The organism is Mucilaginibacter sp. RCC_168 (genome assembly GCF_041355315.1).
Lineage (GTDB): Bacteria > Bacteroidota > Bacteroidia > Sphingobacteriales > Sphingobacteriaceae > Mucilaginibacter.
Genome location: NZ_JBFUPN010000002.1, coordinates 155,587 through 181,044, shown reverse-complemented (window position 1 = coordinate 181,044; position 25,458 = coordinate 155,587). Strand labels below are relative to the sequence as shown.

20 protein-coding genes are annotated in these 25,458 nt (G+C 43.8%); 17 read left to right on the top strand and 3 right to left on the bottom strand.

Going from position 1 to position 25,458, the window contains the following annotated elements; genetic code table 11:
- Positions 1–123: 123 nt before the first annotated feature.
- Positions 124–2,136: a thioredoxin domain-containing protein gene (locus AB6735_RS02165; RefSeq protein ID WP_370994178.1), complete on the top strand. Its 2,013-nt coding sequence runs from the start codon at positions 124–126 to the stop codon at positions 2,134–2,136.
- Positions 2,137–2,161: 25 nt separating this feature from the next.
- A complete protein-coding gene (locus AB6735_RS02160; protein ID WP_166088133.1) occupies positions 2,162–2,659 on the top strand; it encodes a peptidylprolyl isomerase in 498 nt (165 codons plus the stop codon).
- Between the two features lie 680 nt (positions 2,660–3,339).
- Here AB6735_RS02160 and AB6735_RS02155 read toward each other — a convergent pair.
- Genes AB6735_RS02155 through AB6735_RS02145 form a run of 3 tightly spaced genes read right to left on the bottom strand, consistent with a single transcriptional unit; the run spans position 3,340 to position 7,089 of the window.
- Positions 3,340–4,029 carry a hypothetical protein gene (locus AB6735_RS02155; protein WP_370994177.1) on the bottom strand — a complete coding sequence of 230 codons (690 nt, stop codon included), beginning with the start codon at positions 4,027–4,029 and terminating at the stop codon, positions 3,340–3,342.
- Positions 4,030–4,088: 59 nt separating this feature from the next.
- Positions 4,089–4,262 (bottom strand): hypothetical protein, encoded by a 174-nt coding sequence (locus AB6735_RS02150; RefSeq protein ID WP_370994176.1) that lies wholly within the window; start codon positions 4,260–4,262, stop codon positions 4,089–4,091.
- Between the two features lie 46 nt (positions 4,263–4,308).
- Positions 4,309–7,089 carry an outer membrane beta-barrel protein gene (locus tag AB6735_RS02145; protein WP_370994175.1) on the bottom strand — a complete coding sequence of 927 codons (2,781 nt, stop codon included), beginning with the start codon at positions 7,087–7,089 and terminating at the stop codon, positions 4,309–4,311.
- A gap of 125 nt (positions 7,090–7,214) precedes the next feature.
- Between AB6735_RS02145 and AB6735_RS02140 the strand changes: the two genes are divergently transcribed.
- From AB6735_RS02140 to AB6735_RS02070, 15 genes are all read left to right on the top strand, one after another.
- The gene (locus AB6735_RS02140) at positions 7,215–7,784 is read left to right on the top strand and encodes an acyl-CoA thioesterase (RefSeq protein ID WP_370994174.1); all 570 of its coding nucleotides are present in this window, start codon (positions 7,215–7,217) and stop codon (positions 7,782–7,784) included.
- Positions 7,785–8,257: 473 nt separating this feature from the next.
- Positions 8,258–9,334, top strand: a complete 1,077-nt coding sequence (locus AB6735_RS02135) for a fatty acid desaturase (RefSeq protein ID WP_370994173.1) — start codon at positions 8,258–8,260, stop codon at positions 9,332–9,334.
- A gap of 369 nt (positions 9,335–9,703) precedes the next feature.
- Complete coding sequence (locus AB6735_RS02130; RefSeq protein WP_370994172.1) at positions 9,704–11,212, top strand: TolB family protein; 1,509 nt, start codon at positions 9,704–9,706, stop codon at positions 11,210–11,212.
- 202 nt (positions 11,213–11,414) lie between these two features.
- Positions 11,415–12,329 (top strand): sugar phosphate isomerase/epimerase family protein, encoded by a 915-nt coding sequence (locus AB6735_RS02125; protein ID WP_370994171.1) that lies wholly within the window; start codon positions 11,415–11,417, stop codon positions 12,327–12,329.
- Between the two features lie 578 nt (positions 12,330–12,907).
- On the top strand, positions 12,908–14,587 hold the full coding sequence (locus AB6735_RS02120) for a GMC oxidoreductase (RefSeq protein ID WP_370994170.1): 1,680 nt from the start codon (positions 12,908–12,910) through the stop codon (positions 14,585–14,587).
- A gap of 28 nt (positions 14,588–14,615) precedes the next feature.
- A complete protein-coding gene (locus AB6735_RS02115) occupies positions 14,616–16,046 on the top strand; it encodes a Gfo/Idh/MocA family protein (RefSeq protein ID WP_370994169.1) in 1,431 nt (476 codons plus the stop codon).
- A gap of 129 nt (positions 16,047–16,175) precedes the next feature.
- Complete coding sequence (locus AB6735_RS02110) at positions 16,176–16,742, top strand: gluconate 2-dehydrogenase subunit 3 family protein (protein ID WP_370994168.1); 567 nt, start codon at positions 16,176–16,178, stop codon at positions 16,740–16,742.
- Between the two features lie 94 nt (positions 16,743–16,836).
- Positions 16,837–17,988 carry a Gfo/Idh/MocA family protein gene (locus AB6735_RS02105; protein ID WP_370994167.1) on the top strand — a complete coding sequence of 384 codons (1,152 nt, stop codon included), beginning with the start codon at positions 16,837–16,839 and terminating at the stop codon, positions 17,986–17,988.
- A gap of 6 nt (positions 17,989–17,994) precedes the next feature.
- Entirely contained in the window at positions 17,995–19,047 is a 1,053-nt protein-coding gene (locus AB6735_RS02100) for a sugar phosphate isomerase/epimerase family protein (RefSeq protein ID WP_370994166.1), read from the top strand.
- Positions 19,048–19,192: 145 nt separating this feature from the next.
- Positions 19,193–20,500, top strand: a complete 1,308-nt coding sequence (locus AB6735_RS02095) for a sugar MFS transporter (protein ID WP_370994165.1) — start codon at positions 19,193–19,195, stop codon at positions 20,498–20,500.
- A gap of 140 nt (positions 20,501–20,640) precedes the next feature.
- Complete coding sequence (locus AB6735_RS02090) at positions 20,641–21,081, top strand: c-type cytochrome (protein WP_370994163.1); 441 nt, start codon at positions 20,641–20,643, stop codon at positions 21,079–21,081.
- 28 nt (positions 21,082–21,109) lie between these two features.
- Complete coding sequence (locus AB6735_RS02085) at positions 21,110–22,360, top strand: nucleoside permease (RefSeq protein ID WP_370994162.1); 1,251 nt, start codon at positions 21,110–21,112, stop codon at positions 22,358–22,360.
- 6 nt (positions 22,361–22,366) lie between these two features.
- Positions 22,367–23,260, top strand: a complete 894-nt coding sequence (locus AB6735_RS02080; RefSeq protein WP_370994160.1) for a hydroxypyruvate isomerase family protein — start codon at positions 22,367–22,369, stop codon at positions 23,258–23,260.
- 51 nt (positions 23,261–23,311) lie between these two features.
- Positions 23,312–24,187 (top strand): sugar phosphate isomerase/epimerase family protein, encoded by an 876-nt coding sequence (locus AB6735_RS02075; RefSeq protein ID WP_370994159.1) that lies wholly within the window; start codon positions 23,312–23,314, stop codon positions 24,185–24,187.
- 139 nt (positions 24,188–24,326) lie between these two features.
- Entirely contained in the window at positions 24,327–25,097 is a 771-nt protein-coding gene (locus AB6735_RS02070) for a DUF1080 domain-containing protein (protein ID WP_370994158.1), read from the top strand.
- Positions 25,098–25,458 lie beyond the last annotated feature (361 nt).

Below are 25,458 nucleotides of genomic sequence, written 5' to 3'. Positions count from 1 at the left end.
GTCGGGCCGGTAATGGTAATGTTACCTGATATCACCACCCCGTAAAAACTTTCCAAACTTAATCTTGGTATGTTTTACAGCTTCATTTATATCCGCATCTTTGCAATATATAACACATCTATTATGAACCGCCTGGCTAATTCGTCATCTCCATATTTATTGCAACACGCTAATAACCCGGTTAACTGGTATCCCTGGGGTAAGGAGGCCCTGGATAAAGCTAATGCCGAAAATAAACTCATCCTCGTAAGTATCGGTTATTCGGCCTGCCACTGGTGCCACGTAATGGAACATGAAAGCTTTGAGGACGAAGCCGTGGCCGCAGTCATGAACGAATATTTTGTTTGTATAAAGGTGGATAGGGAAGAGCGCCCAGATGTCGACCAGATCTATATGAGTGCTGTGCAACTGATGAGCGGCCGCGGGGGATGGCCTTTAAATTGTATCTGCCTTCCCGATCAGCGGCCTATTTATGGCGGTACTTATTTCCGCAAAAACGACTGGACCTCCCTGTTATTTAACCTGGCCGATTTTTATAAGCAAAAACCCGAGGAGGCCGAAGAATATGCCGTACGCCTTACCGAAGGGATCCAGAATTATGAATCGGTACAGTTTGTTGGGGAGCAACCCGAATATACCAAAGCCGATCTGCAAGTGATAGGCGATAACTGGAAACGCTATTTTGACCAATATGAAGGCGGCACCGGCAATGCGCCCAAATTTCCGATGCCTAATAACTGGCTGCTGCTGATGCGCTACGCCCACCTGATGAAGGATGATGAGATTGCCGCCCAGGTAAAACTCACCCTGCATAAAATGGCCTTTGGTGGTATTTATGACCACATAGGCGGCGGTTTTGCCCGCTATTCGGTCGACGGCCGCTGGCATGTACCCCACTTCGAAAAAATGCTGTATGATAATGCCCAGCTCATCAGCCTGTATTCCGAAGCCTACACCTGGAACCCTGACGCGCTTTACAAACAGGTTGTAGAGGAGATCATTACGTTTTCGACCCGGGAACTGGCCTCGCCTGACTTAGGTTTTTATTCGGCCCTGGATGCCGACAGTGAGGGGGTAGAGGGCAAGTTCTATATTTTTACTAAAAAGGAAATAGAAGAGATCTTGGGTGAAGATGCCGCCGAACTGTTCTGTATTTACTACCATATCACCGAAGATGGCAACTGGGAGGAAGAACACTCCAATGTATTGTTCCGCCGGGAAAGTGATGGGGAGCTGGCCGAAAAATTAGGTTTAGGCGTGGATGACCTGCTCTCGCAGATCAAGGCTTCACGCAAAAAAGTATTTGAAGCCCGCAGGCATCGCGTAAGGCCGGGGCTGGATAATAAGGTACTGGCTTCCTGGAACGGATTGATGTTAAAGGGGCTGTGTACTGCTTACCGGGCGTTTAATAATCCCAAGTACCTGGAACTGGCATTGCAGAACGCTCAATTTATTCTGAATAAACAAGTAAGCCAGAATAACCGGATATCAAGAGTTTATAATGTCAATAAGGCAGATGAATCTCCGGTAGCGTTTCTGGACGACTACGCCAATATCATCGATGGGCTCATTGCCCTGTATGAAGTTACTTTTGATGAACAATGGTTACATCAGGCTAAAAAACTGGCCGACGCTGCCATAGCGCACTATTACGATGAAGTGAACGGCATCTTTTTTTATACCGCCGATGACGATGAACAGCTGATAGCCCGCAAATCGGAGATCATGGATGGGGTAACGCCGGCCAGTAATTCGGCCATGGCGCTTAACCTGAAAAAGTTGGGCTTGCTTTTTGATAACGAAAGTTATGCAGCGGTTTCGGCACAACTGTTACGTAACATTATGCCGCAGCTTGCAAAATATGGTACAGCCTATTCTAACTGGACCTTATTGTTGCTGGATGAGGTGTTTGGTATCTATGAGATAGCGATAACAGGCAACGAGGCCGAAACTGTGCGAAAGGAAATGGAAAATAATTACATCCCAAACAAAATAATCTTGGGAGGTAAAAAAGGAAGTTTACCTTTGTTGCAGGATAAGTTTGGTCAATCAACACAAATTTTTGTTTGTAAAGATAAAACCTGCGGATTACCTGCCAATAATATGGCCGATGCTTTAAAACAAATTGAGGCCTGATTGCTTATTAAAAAAATACTTTACAATGAAGATTGAACCACAACACGTAGTGTCATTAACTTACGATTTGTATGTTGACCGTGACGGAGCCGAAGTTTTAGCCGAAAGCGCCACACAAGAACAACCATTAACCTTTTTATTCGGCGCCGGCCAGATGCTGCCTAAATTTGAAGAAAACCTGAGCACCCTGTCAACCGGCGATGCTTATGAGTTTCGTCTTTCTGCAGCGGATGCTTACGGCGAATATGATGAAGAAGCTGTAGCTAACCTGCCAAAAGAAATGTTTCAGGGCCAGGAAATTCCGGAGATCGGCAGCATTTTGCCTTTACAGGATAACCAGGGTAACCGTTTCCAGGCACAGGTTGTATCAGTAGCAGAAGATGCTGTTATTGTCGACCTGAACCACCCGATGGCTGGTCAGGAACTGCACTTTAAAGGCAACATCCTGAATGTACGTCCGGCTACCCCAGAAGAGTTATCACACGGCCATGCACATGGTCCGGATGGTCACCATGATCACTAATTTTATTGATATAAATAGACAAGAAAACGCCGGGCATTATGTCCGGCGTTTTTGGTTAAATATGTCATCGCGAGGGAACGAAGTAATTTCATTTAAGTTTGTCATCCTGAGCGGAGCGAAGGATCTATTCTTCGACCCCGTCTTTAGCGCAAGTCTTGTGAGGTTGCCTGTGGGTTGATGACTTGCGCTTGTATACGATGCGTTGAGGTCACAAGTCAGCCTTTACTCTCAATCCCTCACACAAGACTTGCGCCATTAGGGGTTGATGACTTGTGCTTGTATACGATGCGTTGAGGTCACAAGTCAGCCTTTACTCTCAATCCCTCACACAAGACTTGCGCCATTAGGGGCAGGGAGGGTTTATACTGCATGCCTTGCACTGTCTTTAGCGCAAGTCTTGTGAGGTTGCCTGTGGGTTGATGACTTGTGCTTGTATACGATGCCGTTGAGGTCACAAGTCAGCCTTTACTCTCAATCCCTCACACAAGACTTGCGCCATTAGGGGACATGATGGAAACACTGCATGCTGAGCGGAGCGAAGCATCTATTATGCAATTGGTATTATCGAAGAAGATCCTTCGTGCCTCAGGGCGACGAACTTTTTTAGTCTGTGGTGCGGTGGTATCACACACTCCGAACTGATTAGAGAAACATCACTAATTCACTAAATCAATAATCTACTAATTAAACTCCAAACCTCCCTCATTATCAATCAAGCACCTGATCATAATACGGCAGCCTATGGGATCACCGTTTACGGTAGCGGGTATAAATATTTTATCTTCTTCGTTGGGCATATCAGTGCTCATGGCAAATACTCTATGATAATTGAGGCCGCTGAATAGGTGCACCTTAAAATCGGCCAGGCGGCCACCCGGACTTACCAGCAGTTCAATAACCGCGTAAGATGCAGTACGACTGATGCCCATGAGCTCATTCGGTAGTTTAAATACTTTGAGGTAGGGGAGATAACCAAAGTACCGGCCGCCGGCTTTAACAGGTTTGGTGGTTCTATCTGAATCGGTTAGTGCTTTATCTACAAAATACCGCAGGCTTGAGGTGGTATCTTCGGGCGCTTCAAATAATAAAGTCTTTTTCGTGTAGTCGTAATTTTGGAGTAAGCGGCCCTGCGGATCGTAAAAATGCCATACGCCAACTTTCTTGTCATTATCAAAACTGCCGCTGGCTACGGCTATGTTTTTTTCGGTTACGGCCTGGTAAATGCCTTGCCGGGTACTTTTATCACTCTTGAGTACAGATATCCGTTCGGTTATCTGATCGGTAAGGCGATGTTTGCGTAATACTGTTTCCTGTGCAAAACCGGTGTTTAAATAAAAAAGCAGGGTAATAAATAAGGTTATAATTTTCAACGCAGTTCAATTTCGGTAAATATAAAACAGGTTTCACGTAATGTCAAAAACGCCACTGTTTAAATTATCACCACTGGTGTTCGGAAGAATATCTTTTGGCTAAAGCCCGCAAATACTTTTATTATCCGTCCCATAAATGGGACGGCAATGAATAGAAAAGCAGTTGGGTTATCTTTTATTGCCGTTGGTTTTAACCAACGGGCGATAATTAAACGTTTATGGGCTTTAGCCAAATCTTCTATTTAACTTTTATTTCGATTCTTCCCAACTCTGGTGAAATTAACCTCGTCCACCTCTGCGGCCGCCACCATTTCTGCGACCTCCACCGCCACCACCCGAAGGCCGGCTGCCCTTAAACTTTTGCAAACGCAGGGTAAACGAAAGCATGAAATACCTGCCCAGCCTGTTGGTGCGGGTATCGATGATCTGGTTGCCTGATACGGTACGGCTTACACCCTTGTTTTCATTGAATAAATCGAATGCCTGGAAACGTACCGAGGCAATGTGCTTGGCCAGGAACTGGTATTCTACATAACTGCTTAGCAGGGTTGGGTTGGCCTTTACCGTACTGCTAAAGCCGTGGTTGATGGTTTGTGTTAAGTTATAACCCAGTACACAGCTATAAAAAAAGTAATTGCGGCCGTCAAGACCCAGCGTCCAGGTGCTGGCATCGGTGTTTAAGGATGATGGCAGGCTGTAACGGGTGGTATTTACGCTATAGTTACCGCTTACTTCGGTGTCCATAATGCTGTCTATATCCACTCTTAGTTTCAATCCCTGGCTCCATATCCAGTTTTTGCTGATATTACGCTGGTTTTCTATAAAGGATACATTATTGCTGTAGCCCGCGCTGCCATTTAATGATACCGTGAATTTACGATTGGCAAATGGTTTGGAGAAAGAGTAATTACTGTTGATATTATAAAGGCCATTGGTGTTTACATAGCGGGTTTCCTGTATGGTGCTGTCGCGTTGGTTGGTTGAGCCTGTAGCCGAGGAAACAGGCGAGGTATTAGTCACAATAGCGTTTTGCGTTTCGGAGAAAGAAAGGTTAGTAAACAACGAATTGCCACTGGCAATATCAAACTGGTTGTAACGGAGATTTAAATTATTTGTAAATGATGGTTTAAGGTCGGGGTTACCGTACACCCGGTTCTGTGGGTTCGAATAATCGGGCTGTATTTGCAATTGGGTAAATGAAGGCTGACTATTAGATCCGCTGTAATTAATGGTAAAAGAATGGTTGCGCGAGAAATTATAAATAAACCGGGCTGTAGGTATTACATTAAAAGTATTAGTAGTGGTACGGAAGTTATGCGATTCGCCCTCCAATGTTGATGGTTGTACCGCCATTCCAATGGTATAATTGTACTTGGCGCCTATCCCGCGAATGTTTAATCCAAAACGGTTGGTAATAAACTGGTAATTATAAATAGTACTGAGCGAATCGACAAAAGTTTGACTACCTGTTAGCGGATCAACCCGGTAGTTGTACCGGTTATTGTCGGTGTTGGAATAACTGTAACCATAATTGGCCTCCAGGTAAGTGGTTTTACCGATGGGCTCGATGTAGGATAGATGTACGTTTGCCCGCCGTGAGTTATTGTCGCTGTTTACTTGCTGAAAGAGTGGTGTAACCATAGTATCCTGCCGGGTAGTGTACTGGTCGTTTAAGCTCTGGTCGCTTTGCGAAAGGCTCAGGCCCGCGCTTATGCTGAAGTTTCGCCCTTTTTTATGAAACTTATGATTGTATAGCACATTGATGCCCCCGCTTTTTGAGGTGGCGTTGGTTAAAGCCAGTTCGTTACCCGTTACCAGCGCACCTTTGCGGGTATTACTGAAAATATCGGTACTGATATTGTCGGAGATGTTGTACGAAAAACTGGGATTGATCTTCAAATAATTGGAGGTATCTATTTTATACTCCATGTTAAAATCAAACCGATGATTAATACCATGGTTCCTGTTATCGCTGGTATCGGTATTGATGAGCGTGCCCGATTGAAAAAGGTTTTGTTGTACGGTAGTGCTATTCTGATCCCTGTCTTTATCGGCAAAACTGTAACTGCCATAAACGGTGATCTTTTTGCCCCAGTCGTCGCGGTAATTGGCACCAATCGACCGGTTGGTGGTAATACCGTTAGCCGTACTGATCTGCGAGCCGCCACTGCCACCGCCTCCACCACGACCGGCCCTGCCACCACCTCCGCCTGCGCTGCCCAGGTTAAACGAGTTGGTATTGGTGTTGTTGAGCGTACCGATCAAGGCTATCTGCCGGGTATCCATAAAGGTATTGGCCGACAGGCGCGCCTGGTACCTGTCATCGTTACCAACACCCACGCTGCCCTGGCCAAAATTGCCTCTGTTTTTATCTTTCTGTATGGTAATGTTCAGGATCTTATCAGGATCGCCGGTTTTGATGCCGGTGAGGTTGGCCTGATCGCCGTAATCATCAATCACCTGTATGGCGTCAACAATATCGGCCGGGAGGTTTTGTGTAGCGGTTTGTACATCGCCGGTAAAATAATCCTTGCCATTAACCCGCACCTTAGTTACTTGTTTACCATGCGCTGTAACGTTGCCATCTTTATCCACACTTACACCGGGCAGTTTTTTAAGCAGATCTTCTACCGGCGAACCTTCGCGTACTTTATAGGCGCTTGCTTTATATTCTACCGTATCTTCTTTAATGGTGATGGGATTAGCCTCGGCCACGATGTGTACCGTTTTTAAAAAATTGGTTTGTACCTGAATTTTTATCGGATCGAGTTTGATGGGTTTGGTATCATTGTCCATCACATAGCGCCGTATCAGGGTTTGATAGCCAATGCCGCTGATGGTTATTTTGAAATTTTTTGAATTGACCGCCGGAAAACTGAATGTTCCGCCCGTGCCTGTAGCGGCATTAAGACTGTCTTTATCGGATATTAGCTTTACGTTAACACTCGGTACGGCACCCACACTGTCTACCACCGTTCCGCTTACCTGCCGGCTTTGCTGCGCAAGAGCCCGCATTATGAACAAGGAAAAAATAAGAAGCAGTAGTAGGTGTCTGGTCATAGTTCAGGTTTAATGATACAAATGACCATAAAGATTTGATTAAGTTTAACACGTTAAATGTATGTAATACAATTGTTGCAAATATTGCTGGCAGATGCTTAAACTTGTAACCAAACATATAATGCATGACAGCTCTCGCCGATCAATCCGATTACAAAACGGTAAGTTTTTCGCAAACTACCATTACCGAACTAATGATACCTTCGTACTCCAACTTTGGTGGGAAGATACATGGAGGTATTTTATTATCGCTAATGGATAAGGTGGCTTATGTATGCGCCGCTAAACATGCCGGTAACTATTGCGTAACAGCATCTATTGATACAGTTGATTTTTTACAGCCGGTAGAAGTCGGCGAGCTGGTATCGCTTATGGCATCGGTTAACTATGTAGGCAAAACATCGCTGGTGGTTGGCATCCGGGTGATATCAGAAAATATCAAGAACAGCTCTGTAATGCACACCAATACCAGCTACTTTACCATGGTAGCCAAGGATGATAACAACAAACCGGTAAAGGTACCCGGCCTGATACTGGAAAATCGCGAGCAGGTAAGGCGTTTTATTGAAGCACGCCGACGTAAAGAGATCAAGCAATCTTACATGAAGGAAGTTGAGCAGATCCAGATGCCTGACAACTATGAACATTGCATAGCCATGCTCATGGGAGAGCGCTGCCTGGTAGCGGGGGAGTAGGCGGGAAGTCAAAAGTCAAAAGTCAAAAGTCAAAAGTCAAAAGTCAAAAGTCAAAAGTCAAAAGGGCATTATGTTAAGTGGATTAAATCCTGAGAATCCTTCAATCGTGTTAAAAAATCAACGTAATCAAAAAAATCAACGGTGACATTTATTTGACAATAGATGAAATAAAGTATCCGATCCGGAGTTTAAACTATAGGCGTTAAGTTTAATGCCCCGCGCTCATCACGAATTAACCTGCATCAAATGGAAGGACTTCATCGTCGCTAACCAACATACACACTTACTGCTCCTACTAATTGTCGGTCCCACTTACAACCCAAAGGAATACTCCGAAAAGGGTTTAAGTTTTGGCGGGGATTTGGCACAATATAATATATCTTTAGAAAATGACAATTCGGTGATATTATATCACTACATTGTGGCACTTATCCCTCTTTTAAACTATTTACTATTAACCCCCACAAAACTTAATGGCTTTTTTAAACACGGTACTTGAACCGCCTTCGTATGGCTGGACGGATGAAAACGGTGACCTCTCCAAACCCTCCAACGGCAAAATTGTAAAAGAATTTTTTTTAAGACTCAACGTATTTAAGGATAAAAAAAACTGGCTGTCGTTTTTAAGCTGGTTCCTGGTATTGGCGCTGGTGCCGTTTTTAGGCCTGTTTATATTTAAATATTTCAGCATTACCGGTTTAATAGTGGCATTTGTGTACAGCATGATCATCATGGGTACGCATGGCACTATCTGGCATCACCGGTATTGTACGCATAGTGCCTATACCTTCAGCAATAAATTCTGGCGGTTTTTTACCCAGAACCTTACGCTGAAGATCATCCCGGAAGAGATCTACGCGGTATCGCACCATGTGCACCACGCCCTTTCAGATCAACCCGGTGATCCATACAATGCCCAGGGCGGTTTCATGTACTGCTTCCTGGCCGATGTAAACCACCAGCCTATTGCCCGCAATATGGGCGAGGCCTGCTATAAAAAATGTGTTAACCTCATGAAACACGTAGGCGTTACACCCAATACCTACAAGCAGTATCAAAAATGGGGAACCATTGCTAACCCATTCCGTACTATTATGGGTATTATATTAAACTGGGGTTTCTGGTTCACGGTATTTTACCTGATTGGCGGTATGCCATTAGCTTGCGCCGTTTTTGGTTCGGCTGGTATCTGGGCCGTTGGCGTACGTACCTTTAATTATGAAGGTCATGGCAAAGGTGAGGATAAACGCCGCGAAGGCATTGATCATAACCGCGAAGATATGTCCATCAATCAGCTATGGCCGGGTTATGTGGCTGGCGAGTGGCATAATAACCATCATTTATTTCCAAAAAGTGCCCGCTCTGGTTTCAAACCACATCAGCTTGACCTGGCCTGGTGCTACATTAAATTTTTAAGCTTGATAGGGGCTGTGAGCTCCTACCGCGATTCCAAGAAAGAATTCCTGCTGGAGTATTGTACCGTGAAGCCGGTTGTTGGGCCAATTGCCCAATATCCGCAAACGGCTAAAACCCAGCTCGTGGCCGAATAGTAAAATTAACAAATACGCGCTGAGCGCTGTCCGAAGTCTCTGACTTCGGACCACTATGTTCGTAGTCTTTAGACTACATGAGTTAGCTATTTGAGTTATGAGGCTGTAGTTGCAAACTACAGGCATAGGCGTTCGAAGTCAGAGACTTCGAACAGCGCTGGGCTGAATAGTATTAATTAACCAATACTAAAATTAAAAAGGGGGAGTGATAGCTAAGCTATCACTCCCGTTTTTGTTGAAAGAACGGGAATAAAACATAAAGACAGCTTGGTAAAATATATGATACTGATAAATAATGCCATACTATTTACAAATGTATTTTATAACTTAGTGAGGCCAATTATATAGTGTAATATAAACACCCGATCCATGCGTAGTAAAATGCAATTTTTGTTTTTTTGCCTGCCCTGTTTTATTATTCTTCTTAACCAAAAAGCAATTGCGCAGGTTTCCCCAACAGGGATATTTGATGATCAAAGCGATGTTGGAATTGTAAAGCATAAAGGTAGTTTACAATACGACCCTAAACTACAGCAATATCATCTCGAAGGCTCCGGTGCAAACATCTGGGCTACCAGCGATGCTTTTCATTTTGTGTGGAAACGCATGAAAGGCGATTTTATATTGCGCACCAATGCCGCTTTTATAGGTAAAGGGGTGGAGGATCACCGCAAAATTGGTCTGATGATCCGCAGCACACTTGATTCCAATTCCAAACATATCAACGCGGTTGTTCATGGCGATGGTTTAACATCCTTGCAATACCGCAAAAAGGCGGGAGGCATTACCGAAGAGAAAAAATCAAGTATTACCGCTGCCAATGTGATCCAACTGGAACGGAAGGGTAATACCTATACCATGTCGGTAGCGCGCAAAGGCGACATGTTTGTGACCGAAGAAATAAACGACCTTGACCTGGGCGACGAAGTTTATGTAGGCATATTCATTTGCTCACATAACGCCAATGTAACCGAAAAAGCTGTTTTTAACAATGTGCGCATCGTAGTACCTGCCCCGTCAACGCTGGTACCCTATAAACAATACCTGGGCAGTAGTATCGAATTGCTTGATCTGGCTACGCAAAACAGCACCGTTATTTATCAATCGCCAAAATCATTACAAGCCCCCAATTGGATGCACAGCGGGCAATCGCTTATTTACAACAGCGAGGGTTCCTTATACAAATTCAATCTCAAAACCGGGCAGCCAATAGTGATAAATACCGCTCCGGCCAAAAATAATAATAACGATCATGTGCTGTCATTTGATGGTAAAATGCTGGCCATCAGCAGCAACGATGGTGGTCCATCAATTGGTTATACCGTTCCGGTTACTGGCGGTAAGGCCAAAAGGATATCCGCTGTTGGTGTTGGCGCGAGTTATATGCATGGCTGGTCGCCAGATGGTAAATACATTGTATTTTGCGGCGAACGGAATAATGAATTTGACGTGTACCGGATTCCTTCAGGTGGAGGCAAAGAAGTAAGACTGACCACCAGTCCGGGGTTGGATGATGGCCCCGAATATACACCAGATGGAAAATACATCTATTTTAATTCGGTACGCAGCGGCCTGATGCAGGTTTGGCGCATGAAAGCCGATGGCAGCCAACAAACTCAGATCACCCATGACGATTATAATAACTGGTTTCCGCATGTATCGCCCGATGGTAAATGGATCTGCTATATCACCTTCCTTAAAAATGAGGTGTCGCCCGGCGATCACCCTTTTTATAAGCACGTGTTTATCCGGGTAATGCCGGTTGGCGGCGGTCCTTCCAAAGTAGTGGCCTATTTGTATGGCGGGCAGGGTACCATCAATACCCCGTCATGGTCGCCGGATAGTAAACATATCGCGTTTGTGAGCAATTCACAATGAGGAAGAGTCAAGAAATGAGAGTCAAGAATCAGGAAATAAAACGGAGAAATTAAAGATCGAAAAATGTGCGAAAATCACCTTAATGAATTCAAAGAGATAAATTGAATTAAATGAAACGAAATAACCTAATATGTAGCTATCTTGTCTCTGATTCTAATATCTTGATTCTTTTTCCAAATTATAACCTTAATACATCAGTCCAATGCAAACCTCCCGCAGATCATTTTTAAAAACAAGCGCTGTAGCCTTAGCGGGCGCCGCTTTATTACCTGATAGTTTAATGGCATCAGAAAAACACCTGCAGCGTGTGGGCGTACAGTTGTATAGCGTACGCGATGCCATGAAAATCGACCCAAAAGGTACACTAAAAAAACTGGCCGATGCGGGTTATCATCATGTAGAACATGCCAACTATGTTGATCGTAAATTTTATGGTTTTACCGCCAAGGAGTTTAAAAAAATAATAACCGATCTGGAAATAAAAATGCCAAGCGGCCATACCGTAATGACGGCCCAGCACTGGGATGATGCCAAAAACGATTTTACCGACGCCTGGAAATATACCATTGAAGATGCCGCCACCGTTGGTCAGCGTTATGTGATCAGCCCATGGCTGGATGAAAGCCTGCGCCACGATACCGATAAGTTAAAGCGCTTTATGGAGCAGTTTAATAAATGCGGAGAGCTGTGCCAAAAATCCGCCATGAAATTTGGCTATCATAACCACAACTTTGAGATCAGCACCAAAGTAGGGGATATCACCCTGTATGATTTTATTATCCAGAATACCGACCCAAAATTGGTGGCCCAGCAAATGGATGTGGGCAATATGTTTAGTACAGGCGGCGTGGCGCTTGATTTTATCAATAAATATCCAGGCCGGTTTGAGTCGTTACATGTTAAGGATGAGATTAAAGTAGCTCCACGCGCTGATGGGGATGATACCGAAAGCACCATACTGGGCCAGGGAGTGCTGCCGGTTAAAGAAATTGTAAAAGCGGCAAGTAAAAAAGGAGGCACTGTTCTGTTTATTATTGAGCAGGAAGCTTACCAGGGAAAGGATCCGGTTGATTGTGTAAAAATTGATTTACAAATCATGAAAAAATGGGGTTATTGATATTATTAAGGTAATTTCACCAGACAATATTTCCTGATACACTCTTTTTTTAGTGTTTTAAGTTACTAAGTTTGATAATCGTTTTATAAACCAGGGTTCATTTATTAAGTCAATATGCCTGTAAGTACAGGTAATTTAACTAAGAACTGCTAAAACCATTTACCATATTTGTAAACACATTTGTTTAACCTATATGGCTTATACCATTCGGTCGGCTGGCTATGCATAGGGTGAAATAAAAAAAAGAATATACATTATAGGATACACCGTAAATTGTATTTATATTTTTGAGATTGTTGTTTTTTAGAATAGATTGATAGATAATACTTTATGTTTTTAAAACACGTTTTTATTTTAAATTTTCGGTATACAAATAGGTAATGCAACGGAGTGGTTTTACTTTAGGGCGGCCAAAGCGTCGACCCCTGATGCAAAGCCAAAACAACGCTAATTGTTATAAAACCGATCAATATTCAAAGTGTAAAAAAAACACAATGCAATATTTGTAAAATAATTTTTATTCATACATTTAGCGGGATAACCAAGTACTAAACAAAATTCATTTTAACCGAATAGATATGTCTGCAAACACTTATGACGCTATTGTCATTGGCTCAGGAATTTCAGGCGGATGGGCTGCCAAGGAACTAACAGAAAAGGGTTTAAAAACCATTATGCTGGAGCGTGGTCGTAACATCGAGCACATTAAAGATTATGTGAACGCTAATAAAGCACCGTGGGAATTTCCGCACCGTGGCGGGCGTACGCAAAAAATGATAGATGATTACCCGGTATTAAAACGCGATTATCCCTTGAACGAAACCAACCTGGATTATTGGGCGAGTGATAAAGACAGTCCATATACGGAAGTAAAAAGATTTGACTGGTTCCGCGGTTATCATGTTGGCGGTCGTTCACTCATGTGGGGCAGGCAATCATACCGCTGGGGAGATATTGATTTTGAAGCTAACCTAAAAGATGGTATCGCTGTGGATTGGCCTATCCGCTATAAAGATATCGCTCCATGGTACAGCTATGCTGAGAAATTTGCTGGTATATCTGGTAACAGGGATGGGTTGGCCGTTTTACCCGACGGCGATTTTATGCCTCCGATGGAATTGAACGTGGTTGAAAAAGATGTTGCCAAAAGATTAAAAGAATACTATAAAGAAGAAAGGGCCATGATTATTGGTCGTACTGCCAATATCACTGTGCCGCATAATAACCGCACCAACTGTCAGTATCGTAACAAATGCTGGTTGGGTTGTCCGTTTGGTGCTTACTTCAGCACACAATCGGCTACTTTGCCCGCGGCTATGGCTACCGGTAATTTAACCGTTCGTCCATGGTCAATCGTTACCAAAATTTTGTACGATAAGGATACCAAAAAAGCCAAAGGTGTAGAGGTATTGGATGCCGAAACCAACAAAACTTATGAATACTTTGCAAAGGTCGTATTCCTGAATGCTTCTACCATTAACTCGGCCTGGATCCTGATGAATTCGGCAAATGATGTTTGGGAAGGCGGTTTAGGTAGCAGCAGCGGCGAGTTGGGTCATAACCTGATGGATCACCACTTAAATGTTAATGCATGGGGCCATGTAGAAGGTTACGAGGATAAATACTACTTCGGGCGCCGTGCAAATGGATTTTATATTCCCCGTTTTGCCAATCTGGGTAACGATAAACGTGATTTTATACGTGGTTTTGGTTACCAGGGCGGTGCAAGCCGCGAAGGATGGAGCCGTGATATTGCCGAACTGAGCATAGGAGGTGCCTTTAAGGATGCCTTAACCGAGCCAGGTTCATGGTCGGTAGGTATGGGTGGTTTTGGCGAAACGCTGCCTTATCATGATAATAAAGTGTTCATCGATAAAACCAAAAAAGATAAATGGGGTCTTCCGGTTATTGCAATCGACGCTGAACTGAAAGACAACGAGAAAAAGATGCGTATCGCTATGGAAACTGAAGGAAAAGCCATGTTGGAGGCGGCAGGCGTTAAGAATGTGCAAACAAGCAGCAAAAACCCATACCTGGGCCGTGGTATCCATGAAATGGGCACCGCTCGTATGGGCCATGATCCAAAAACATCTGTATTGAATAAGTGGAACCAGGTTTGGGATGCCAAAAACGTATTTGTTACCGATGGTTCTTTCATGACATCGGCAGCATGCCAAAACCCATCACTCACTTATATGGCCATGACCGCCCGTGCAGCCAATTACGCGGTTGAGGCTTTAAAGAAAAACGAGATCTAATTAACCGGATATCCAAATATACAAACCAATGATTGAAGAACAGGACAAAAGTACTCCCGACGCCTCCAGACGGGATTTTCTTAAAAAGGGTACATTAGCCGCTGCAAGTTTCATGATCGTTCCGCGTTTTGTGCTGGGCGGCAAAGGCTTTACAGCACCCAGCGACAAATTGCTTATTGCCGGCGTAGGCGCGGGTGGTAAAGGACAGAGCGATATTGCCAACTTTTACAAAAGCGGCAAAGCCGAGATAGCTTTCTTATGCGATGTAGACGACAGAAGAGCCGCCAATTCACGTGCTAAATTCCCTAAAGCCAAGTACTATAAAGATTGGCGTGAGATGTATGATAAAGAGTCGAAAAACTTTGACGCGGTATCAATCTCAACGCCAGATCATAACCATGCCATCATTACCTACCATGCTATGCAGTTAGGTAAGCACGTATACGTGCAAAAACCAATGACGCATGATATCTGGGAGGCCCGTTTATTAACCGAGGCAGCCAAAAAATATAAAGTGGTAACCCAAATGGGTAACCAGGGATCATCAAACGATGGTACCCGTCTGATGTCTGAATGGTATGATGCTGACCTGATTGGCGATGTGCACACCATTTACTGCTGGACAAACCGTCCGGTATGGCCCCAGGGTATTGCCTGGCCTCAGCCTGCAAAAGAGATCCCAAAAGAACTGGATTGGAACCTGTGGTTGGGTACTGCTCCTAAAAAGGATTACGTAGATAAACTGGTGCCGTTTAATTGGCGCGGATGGTGGGATTACGGAACCGGCGCCCTGGGCGATATGGGCTGTCACCTGGTTGAGGCTCCGTTCCGTGTATTGGGTTTACAATATGTTAAAGATGTACAGGCCAGTGTAGGCAGTGTGTATGTGGATGAGTTTAAACAAGGCCATTTCCCTGAAAGCTGTCCTCCGTCAAGCCACATTACCTTAACTTTCCCAAAAACCGAGAAAACAAAAGGTGATGTTACCATGCACTGGATGGATGGTGGCATTACACCAGAAAGACCTGCTGAGTTAGGAGCAAATGAAAAATTTGGCGGCGAAGAAGGTAATGGTACATTGTTTATCGGTACAAAAGGTAAAATGTATGCCAGCACTTATTCAGATGCGGCTACTTTATTACCAAAATCATTAACTGCAAGTGCCAACGCGCCGCAGAAATGGAAAAGGGTGCCGGGTGGTGCCGAAGGTCACTACGCGCAATGGGTTGAAGGCTGTATAGCCGGATATGGTAAAACCGAACTAAGCTCATCATTTGATAAAGCCGGTCCGCTTACCGAAGCCTTGTTAATGGCCAATCTGGCTGTACGTGGTCATGACCTTAGCGGTGGACAGGTGAAACTGTTATGGGATAACAAGGCCATGAAGGTAACCAACTTTGATGCGGTAAACCAATACATCCACAGGGATTATCCTGATGGATTTAAACTGAAAGCCTAAATTAGTTATTGAATTATTGAGTTATTGAATTATTGATTTGAAAAGTCGATATTCGATAACTCAATATTTGCTTACTTAGTAATTCAATAACTCAATAATTCGATAATTCAATAAATCAATAATTAAATCATGAATAGAAGAGAAGCTATTGGCAGGGTTGGATTGATACTGGGAGGTACCATCATCGGCGCTGAGTTTTTTATCTCGGGCTGTAAACCAAGTTCCAAAAAAGTGAACGAATTGTTTGATGAAAACAACGTAGCCTTATTTGATGAAATTGGCGAAACCATTTTACCAGCTACCAGCACACCTGGCGCCAAAGCCGCCGCTATTGGCAATTTTATGGCCCTGATGGTTCAGGATTGCTATAAGCCCGAAGATCAGAAGGTTTTTGTAAAAGGTATCTCCGATCTGGATGAGGCCAGTAAGAAAAAATTCAGCAAAACGTTTATGGAAGCCGATGCCAAACAACGCACCGAACTGCTTACCGAACTGGATGCCGAGCAAAAGAACTATACCAAAAACAAAAAGCCCGAAGATCCGAACCATTATTTCCGGATGATGAAAGAGCTAACCCTGCTTGGTTACTTTACTTCAGAAGTTGGTGCAACTAAAGCCCTGCGCTACATTGCAGTACCCGGACGTTATGATGGCAACGTGCCCTACAAAAAAGGTGATAAAGCCTGGGCGACATAAAAAATTAGTTTTTAGTTGATTAGGTGAGTGGAGAATGGTTATAAACTTATGCAACCACTCACCAATCGATTGAATTAACCACTCACTATAAAGAATGAAACTAAGATTAGGAATGATCGGTGGCGGTCAGGGCGCGTTTATTGGCGCCGTGCATCGTATAGCCGCCCGTATAGATGGTGAATATGAACTGGTTTGCGGCGCTTTTAGCAGTAATGCGGAAAAATCACAAGCCAGCGGTTTGTTACTGGGACTACCTGCCAACCGTATCTACAATTCATACACCGAACTCATCGAAAAAGAAAAACAACTGCCAGCGGACGAGCGTGTACAGGTGATTAGCATTGTTACACCAAACCACGTACACTTCGCTCCAACAAAAATGGCATTGGAAAACGGCTTTCATGTTGTTTTAGATAAACCCATGACCTTTTCCCTGGCCGAGGCCAAAGAGCTGGATAAAATAGTAAAAGCTACAGGTAAACTATTTTGCCTTACGCATACCTATACCGGCTACCCGATGGTTAAGGAGGCCAAACAATTGATCAAAACAGGAAAATTAGGCGCTATTCGCAAAGTATACGTAGAGTATCCGCAAGGGTGGCTCAGCAGCTTTCTGGAAGGCGATGATAATAAACAGGCTTCATGGCGCACAGATCCGGGTAAAAGCGGTATCGCAGGTGCCATGGGCGATATTGGTACCCATGCCTTTAACCTGGCCGAATATGTTACAGGTTTAGAGGTTACTAAAATTTGTGCCGATATTAATATTGTAGTTGAAGGCCGTAAGCTGGATGACGACGGCGCCGCGCTGCTCAAATTCAACAACGGCGCAAGCGGTGTACTCACCGCTACACAAATTGCTGCAGGCGAAGAAAATAATGTTAAAATACGCGTTTACGGCGAAAAAGGCGGACTGGAATGGCACCAAAGCGATGCTAATTCCCTCACGGTAATGTATACCGATAAACCGATGGAAGTATGGCGCACCGGTGGCGGTTATACCAGCTCGTTCGCACAGCATAATACCCGTACGCCAGCCGGTCATCCCGAAGGATATTTGGAAGCCTTTGCCAACCTGTACCGCAACTTTGCGTTAACCGTAAAAGCAGGTATAGAGGGAAGAACACCTACTACCGAAGAGCTGGATTTTCCCGGAGTAAAAGAAGGTGTACGCGGCATGGCATTTATTGAAAATGTGATCGCCTCGGGTAAATCAGATAAAAAATGGACTGAATTTTCTATTTAAAAAACTATGACAACTATAAAAGGACCAGCCATATTTTTAGCGCAGTTTATAGGCGATACCGCGCCATTTAACAGTTTGGAATCTATTTGTAAATGGGCCGCGGGCCTGGGTTACAAAGGTGTTCAGCTGCCAACCAATGATGCCCGCTTTATCGATCTGCAAAAAGCTGCCGAAAGCAAAACTTACGCCGATGAGATCAAAGGTATTGTGAACGCTGCCGGATTAGAAATAACCGAACTATCAACCCATCTGCAAGGGCAGCTGGTAGCTGTAAACCCGGTTTATGATTCGCTTTTTGACGCGTTTGCGCCAGAGGCTTATCGTAATAATCCGGCCGCCAGACAAAGATGGGCAGTGCAGCAACTGAAATATGCTGCTGAAGCATCAAAAAATTTAGGTCTTAACGCTTCTGTTACTTTTAGCGGCGCCTTACTTTGGCCAATGGTGTACCCATGGCCGCAACGCCCTGCAGGTATAGTAGATACTGGTTTTGATGAACTGGCCAAACGCTGGAAACCTATCCTGGATGTGTACGAAGAAAATGGTATTGACCTTTGCTACGAATTGCATCCTGGTGAAGATCTGCATGACGGTATCACCTTCGAAATGTTTTTAGATAAGGTTGGTCATCATAAACGTGCCAATATCCTGTATGACCCATCGCATTTTGTATTGCAGTGCCTGGATTACCTGGAGTTTATCGACATCTATCATGAACGCATCAAAATGTTCCACGTAAAAGATGCCGAATTTAACCCAACGGGCAGGCAGGGGGTTTATGGTGGTTACCAGAACTGGGTCGATCGTGCCGGCCGTTTCCGCTCACTGGGCGATGGCCAGGTTGATTTTAAAGGGATCTTCAGCAAATTAACTCAATATGATTTTAAAGGATGGGCCGTATTAGAATGGGAATGCGCGCTTAAACATCCCGAAGATGGCGCAAGAGAAGGCGCCACATTTATCAAGGATCATATCATCAGGGTTACCGAGCGTGCTTTTGATGATTTCGCCGCGTCAGGTTCTGACGAAGCTTTTAACAGGAAAACGCTGGGGATATAAACACACCCCCTCTAAATCTCCCCCAATGGGGGAGACTTTTTATTTAACAATAGAAAGCCCTCTCCCTTGGAGAGGGTTGGGTGAGGTAAAAAGCATTATATTTGAGATACCAATTAACCAATTAATTCAACCTAATTATCTTTAAATGCAAACCATTAACCGTACACAGCTTTTCAGGGCCAGTTGTTTATCCCTGTTGGTAACATCATTATCATTTGGCATCCGTGCCGGAATATTGAATGATCAGGGCGTCAGATTTCACCTTAATGGCTCAGAACTGGGCACCATTGCTGCAACGGCTTTCTGGGGATTTCCGTTAGCCATTATTGTAGGAGGCTTTATTGTGGATATTATCGGTATGAAAAAATTACTGGTATCTGCATTTGTTTTCCATTTGATAGGTATCCTGCTCACTATTTTTGCAAATGGATACTGGACCCTGTTCCTGTCTACCTTAATGATCGGGATTGCGAACGGTACTGTCGAAGCATCCTGTAATCCTTTGGTTGCGTCGCTTTATACCGATAATAAAACCACTAAGCTCAATCATTTTCATCTTTGGTTCCCGGCAGGTATTGTTATTGGTACGCTGATCGTATTTGGATTGGATACAGCCCTTGCGCATGGTGTATCACCTAAGCCTTATTGGATCTCCCAGCTGGAAGTAGCTATCATGCTTATTCCAACATTGGCTTATGGATTCCTGTTCTCCAAACTGGAATTCCCGGTAACCGAAAGGGTATCGGCAGGTGTAAGCACAAGCGATATGTACGTGTCTTTGATGAACCCTTTGTTTCTGTTCATGATCATCTGCATGTTTGGTACAGCCATAACAGAATTATTTACTAATCAATGGACAGATGTATTGTTCAAAACGGTTACTAACAATGCTATCCTGATCCTCACTTTTGTGGCATCTGTACAGGTATTGGGAAGGGCATTTGCGGCTCCCATCGTACACCGGCTGGCTCCCCAGGGTGTATTGCTTATTTCAGCGATCTTGTCGGCCCTGGGAATTTACCTGATGGTCCATTTACATGGCGATGCTATTTATTTTGCGGCCGTTATTTTTGGATTAGGCGTTGCTTTTTTCTGGCCTTGTATGATAGGCTTTGTAGCCGAAAACCTGCCGCGCACCGGTGCAGTAGGATTAAACCTGATGGGCGGAGCAGGCATGTTTGGCGTGTCAATTTATATGATATTTATGGGGGGGCGTTATGATGCTATCATGATTCAAAAACTTCCGGCAGGAGCCAATCTTGATGCTTACCGGTCGGCAGCGGCAGGTACGGATATGGCCAAAGCTTTTGATGCTGCCCGGTCGGCCGCCGGTCCCGAAGTGCTGAATACTACGCTCATTATTCCTGTAGCATTGATAGTTGCTTTTGCCGGTTTGGTGTTTTATATGCGCGGCAGAAAAAAAACAGCGCCGTTAAGTACAGTTAGCGTGTAAAAAGTACACTGATTATAATAAAAAATTGTATTTTTCACCCTCGTTAATCACAACCAAAAAAACAGAAGTAAACCAACAGGAGTAATAAGCTAAAACAGATATGCCCCTGTCAGGTTATTATTAAAAAACAAAAAACACTCATGAAAAAGGCTTTTTTTATTCTTTGTATCAGCGCGGTAGTTACAGCTTGCGGCAGCAATTCATCAACCAAAGGCGGCAGCGACAGCACCAGTGCGGCAAACCAAACCGCAAAAGCGACTAACTCTGATGCTGATACCGTTGTTGCAAAAACAGGTACAGAAGGTGCAGGCGGATCAGCAGGTTCGGCTAAAGGCGAAAGTTTAATTGCGGCGGCTGATTGCAATACCTGTCATAAAGTTGATACCAAGATAATAGGCCCTGCGTTTCAGGATGTAGCGGCTAAATATCCGGCTACCGAAACCAACATCGAAACCCTGGCCAAAAAAGTTATTAACGGTGGTAAAGGTAACTGGGGCGATATCCCGATGACACCACACCCAACTGTATCATTAGATGATGCCAAAGAAATGGTTAAATACGTTTTATCGCTGAAAAAATAACCTGGTTTTATCTACTTAAAAAATAACTATGACCACTGGAATCAGGGTAAAACTTTCTACTATGATGTTCCTCGAATTTTTTATTTGGGGAGCATGGTTTGTAACAATGGGTACTTACCTAACAACTACGTTAAAAGCCACCGGTACACAAAATGCCGGGGCTTATGCAACACAATCGTTAGGCGCAATTATAGCACCGTTTATTATAGGACTTATAGCCGATAAGTATTTTTCGGCACAAAGGATATTAGGCGTACTGCATTTGCTTGGTGCAGCTTCGCTTTTTTATGCCACTACCATAGCCGATTTTGATAAGTTTTATCCCAATATTTTGTTTTACATGATCATTTACATGCCAACGCTGGCATTGGTAAACTCGGTATCATTTAAGCAGATGCAAAACCCAAGTAAGGAGTTCCCAACTATAAGGGTATTTGGAACTGCCGGATGGATAGTAGCCGGTTTGATCATTGGCTGGCTGGGCTGGGAAAAAAGCGGTTCGCTGGTGTTAACCTTTAAAATGGCTTCTGTTGCATCATTGATACTCGGATTGTTAAGTTTTACATTACCTGATACCCCACCGGTTAAAAAAGGTCAAAAAACCTCATTTGGAGATATTATTGGCTTAGATTCGATCGGGTTGCTTAAAAACCGGTCATATCTTACGTTTTTCCTGGCATCGGTTGCCATTTGTATACCGCTTGCGTTTTACTATAATTTTACCAATCCGTTTTTAAATGAAGTTGGAGTAACCGCCGCTGCCGGTAAGCAATCAATGAGCCAAATGTCTGAGTTATTATTCATGGCATTGATGCCCTTGTTTTTTGTAAGGCTGGGTGTTAAAAAAATGGTTGCTTTGGGTATGCTGGCCTGGGTATTACGTTACATATTTTTTGCGTACGGCGATGCAGGCAGTAACTACTGGATGCTGATAGCCGGTATTGTACTGCACGGCATTTGTTACGATTTCTTCTTTGTAACCGGGCAGATCTATACGGATAACCTGGCCGGCGAGCGTTTTAAAAGTGCCGCGCAAGGTTTTATTACCCTGGCTACTTATGGGGTAGGTATGCTTATTGGCTCCTACATTTCGGGGCCGATAGTTGATCATTGGAAAACTTCGGCTACCAGCCATAACTGGCAAACCATATGGCTCATACCGGCTGGAATTGCAGCTGTTGTATTGATATTATTCCTTCTGTTATTTAAGGATAAAACTGATATGGCTGCTAAACCTGGCTTAGATATACAGGAACCTTCTGCACAAACTGAAATATAAAAACCTATGTCATCAAATCAAAACCGGAGATCGGCTATCAAAAACATGCTTGCAGGCACGGCTGCTATTACAGCGTCGGGTGTGCTTACTTCATTTACATCAACCGAACAAGATAAACCAATGTTACCTGATACGCTTAAAGGAAATATTAACCACGCGGTTTGCCGCTGGTGTTATGGCGATATAACCGTAGAGCAACTTTGCGCCGCCGCCAAAGATATCGGCATCAAAGGGATCGACCTGGTTGGCCCGGCCGATTGGCCTACGCTTAAAAAGTATGGCCTGTATTCATCCATGTGTAACGGCGCCGAAATAAACCTCACCGATGGTTTTGGTGACAAGCAATTTCACGCCCAGCTGCAAAAAAACTATTCGGAAATGATACCAAAAGTGGCTGCGGCAGGGTATAAAAATCTGATCTGCTTTAGCGGCAGCCGCCGGGGTAAGGATAACGAAACCGGTTGGAACAACTGTGTGGAAGGTTTGAAGCCTTTGGTAGCACTTGCCGAAAAGCATAACGTAGTATTGGTAATGGAACTGCTGAACAGCAAGATAGATCATAAAGATTACCAGTGCGACCGTGTATCATGGGGCGCTGAACTTTGCAAAAGATTAGGTTCAGAAAACTTTAAGCTCCTGTATGATATTTACCACATGCAGATAGATGAGGGCGATGTGATCCGCAACATCCGCGACAATCACCAATACATCGCGCATTATCATACCGGTGGTGTACCCGGACGTAACGAAATTGATGATACACAGGAATTATATTATCCAGCTATTATGAAAGCTATTGTGGGAGTAGGGCATAAAGGCTTTGTGGCACAGGAGTTTATTCCAAAGCAGCCAGATCATATCGCTTCTTTACGTAAAGCGGTACATATCTGTGATGTTTAAACCTTATGGTTTGCAGCTGCTCTAACCAATACATTAACCAAATAATTATACATGACAACCAGAAGAACATTCTTAGCACAAGCCGGTTTAGTTGCGGCAGGTGTGATGATAAAACCTAATTTACTATCGGCCAAAAGCACTAATGGTGTCGGGCTGCAATTATATAGCCTGCGTGATCAGTTGCCGAAAGATGTAAAAGGTGTAATAGCCCAGGTGGCCAAAGCCGGTTATAAAGAAGTAGAAACCTTTGGCTTTAATCAGCAAACCGGTTACTGGGGTTTACAAGGTAAAGATTTTGGTCAGCTGTTAAAGGATAATGGCCTGAGCACGCCAAGCGGTCACTACGGTCTGGATCAGTATTTTGGCGAAGGTAAAACCGATGACCTGAAAGCTTATATTGAAGTAGCTAACACCATAGGTCAAACTTATATTATTATCCCTTCATTAAACCATAACTTCATCAAAACGGTTGACGACTGCAAAGCCGTAGCCGATAAGATGAATAAGATTGCCGAGATCTGCAAAGCATCGGGCCTAAAACTGGGTTACCACAATCACAATTTTGAATGGCATCCCGTTGGCGATACTACTTTTTATGATGTAGTGTTAAATAATACCGATCCAAAACTGGTGAACATGGAAATGGACCTTTACTGGGTAGTTCGTGCCGGTCAGGATCCGATAGCTATATTCCAGAAACATCCGGGTCGCTTTACATTTGTACACATTAAAGATCGTGATAAAACCAATGCCAATCTGAACACCGAAATTGGAAATGGCGACATTGATTTTAAAACAATCTTAAGTAAAGCCAAACTGGCCGGTATTAAACACTTTATTGTGGAACAGGAAAACTATACCAATATCGACCCGTATGTAAGTATTGCCAAAAGTGCGTCGTACTTAAAAAATACACTCCACATTTAGGGTATCAAGTAGTTAGTATCAAGTATCAAGACATATTTCATTTTTGATAATATCATTGCTGATAAAAAAACAAAGTCGTGATACTTGATACTAACTACTTGATACTAATTACAAATTTAAAACCAACTATAATACTAATATGAAATATCCAATTGTATTAACAGCGCTTTTAGCAGGAAGCTTTTTTGTAGCTAACGCGCAGCAGGCCAAGCCAGAAGATACCGAAATATGGGAACCTATACCCAAAGTTGTTGTACCGGGAAAAGTTTTGGGCGAGGCCCCGTCTGACGCCATTGTTTTATTTGATGGCAAAAATGAAGACGAGTGGGTTTCTGTTGCCGACCAAACACCGGCATCATGGGTGGTTAAAGGCGGTATTTTAACCGTTGATAAAACCAAAGGAAATATCGAAACCAAAAGAAAGTTCACCAATTACCAGCTGCATATTGAGTGGCGCGTACCTGCCAGCATTACCGGCGAAGGACAGGCCCGCGGTAACAGCGGTATCTTCCTGGCATCATTAGGTAAAGGCGATGCGGGTTATGAATTACAGGTTTTAGATTCATACAACAATAAAACTTATGTTAATGGCATGGCAGGCAGCTTGTACAAACAGGCTATCCCATTGGCCAATCCAGGCCGTAAACCAGGTGAGTGGAACGTATACGATGTAGTTTGGACCGCTCCTGTATTTAATGAGGATGGCTCTCTGAAATCAGCTGCTAAAGCTACCGTATTCTTTAATGGTGTGCTGGTTGAAAATAACTTTGAACTGTGGGGCCCAACGCAATACATTGGCAAGGCATCTTACGAAGGTAAAAAACACGGTGCCGCCCCAATCAAATTACAGGCACACGGCGATAAAAGCGAACCGCTTAGCTTCAGAAATATCTGGGTGCGCGAGTTGTAATATCCCGCATTCGTTTAAAAAAAAATCCAGGGCCTGTAAATGAAAATTTATGGGCCTTTTTTGTAGCTGCTTAAAACCATGAACGCATAATAGCCAATGAAAGGTATAAGGCAAAACCAGGCGTCTATCGAATACCCCGGTCTACGCTTTGCTGGACCACCCTCTCTTCGCCTGCGGCGGAAAGAGGGTAGAAAAAGAAAAAAGCCCCTCTATGCGCGAAGCGGAGAGAGGGGTGACAAGCGTAGCGACGTCGGGGTGAGTCGGTTCTGCGACCAGGCTTTGACCATAGATTTGATAACTGTCCAATGAGGGGTTATTGTCCTCAAAATTGTGACAATCCACTACAAAAAAACACAGAAAT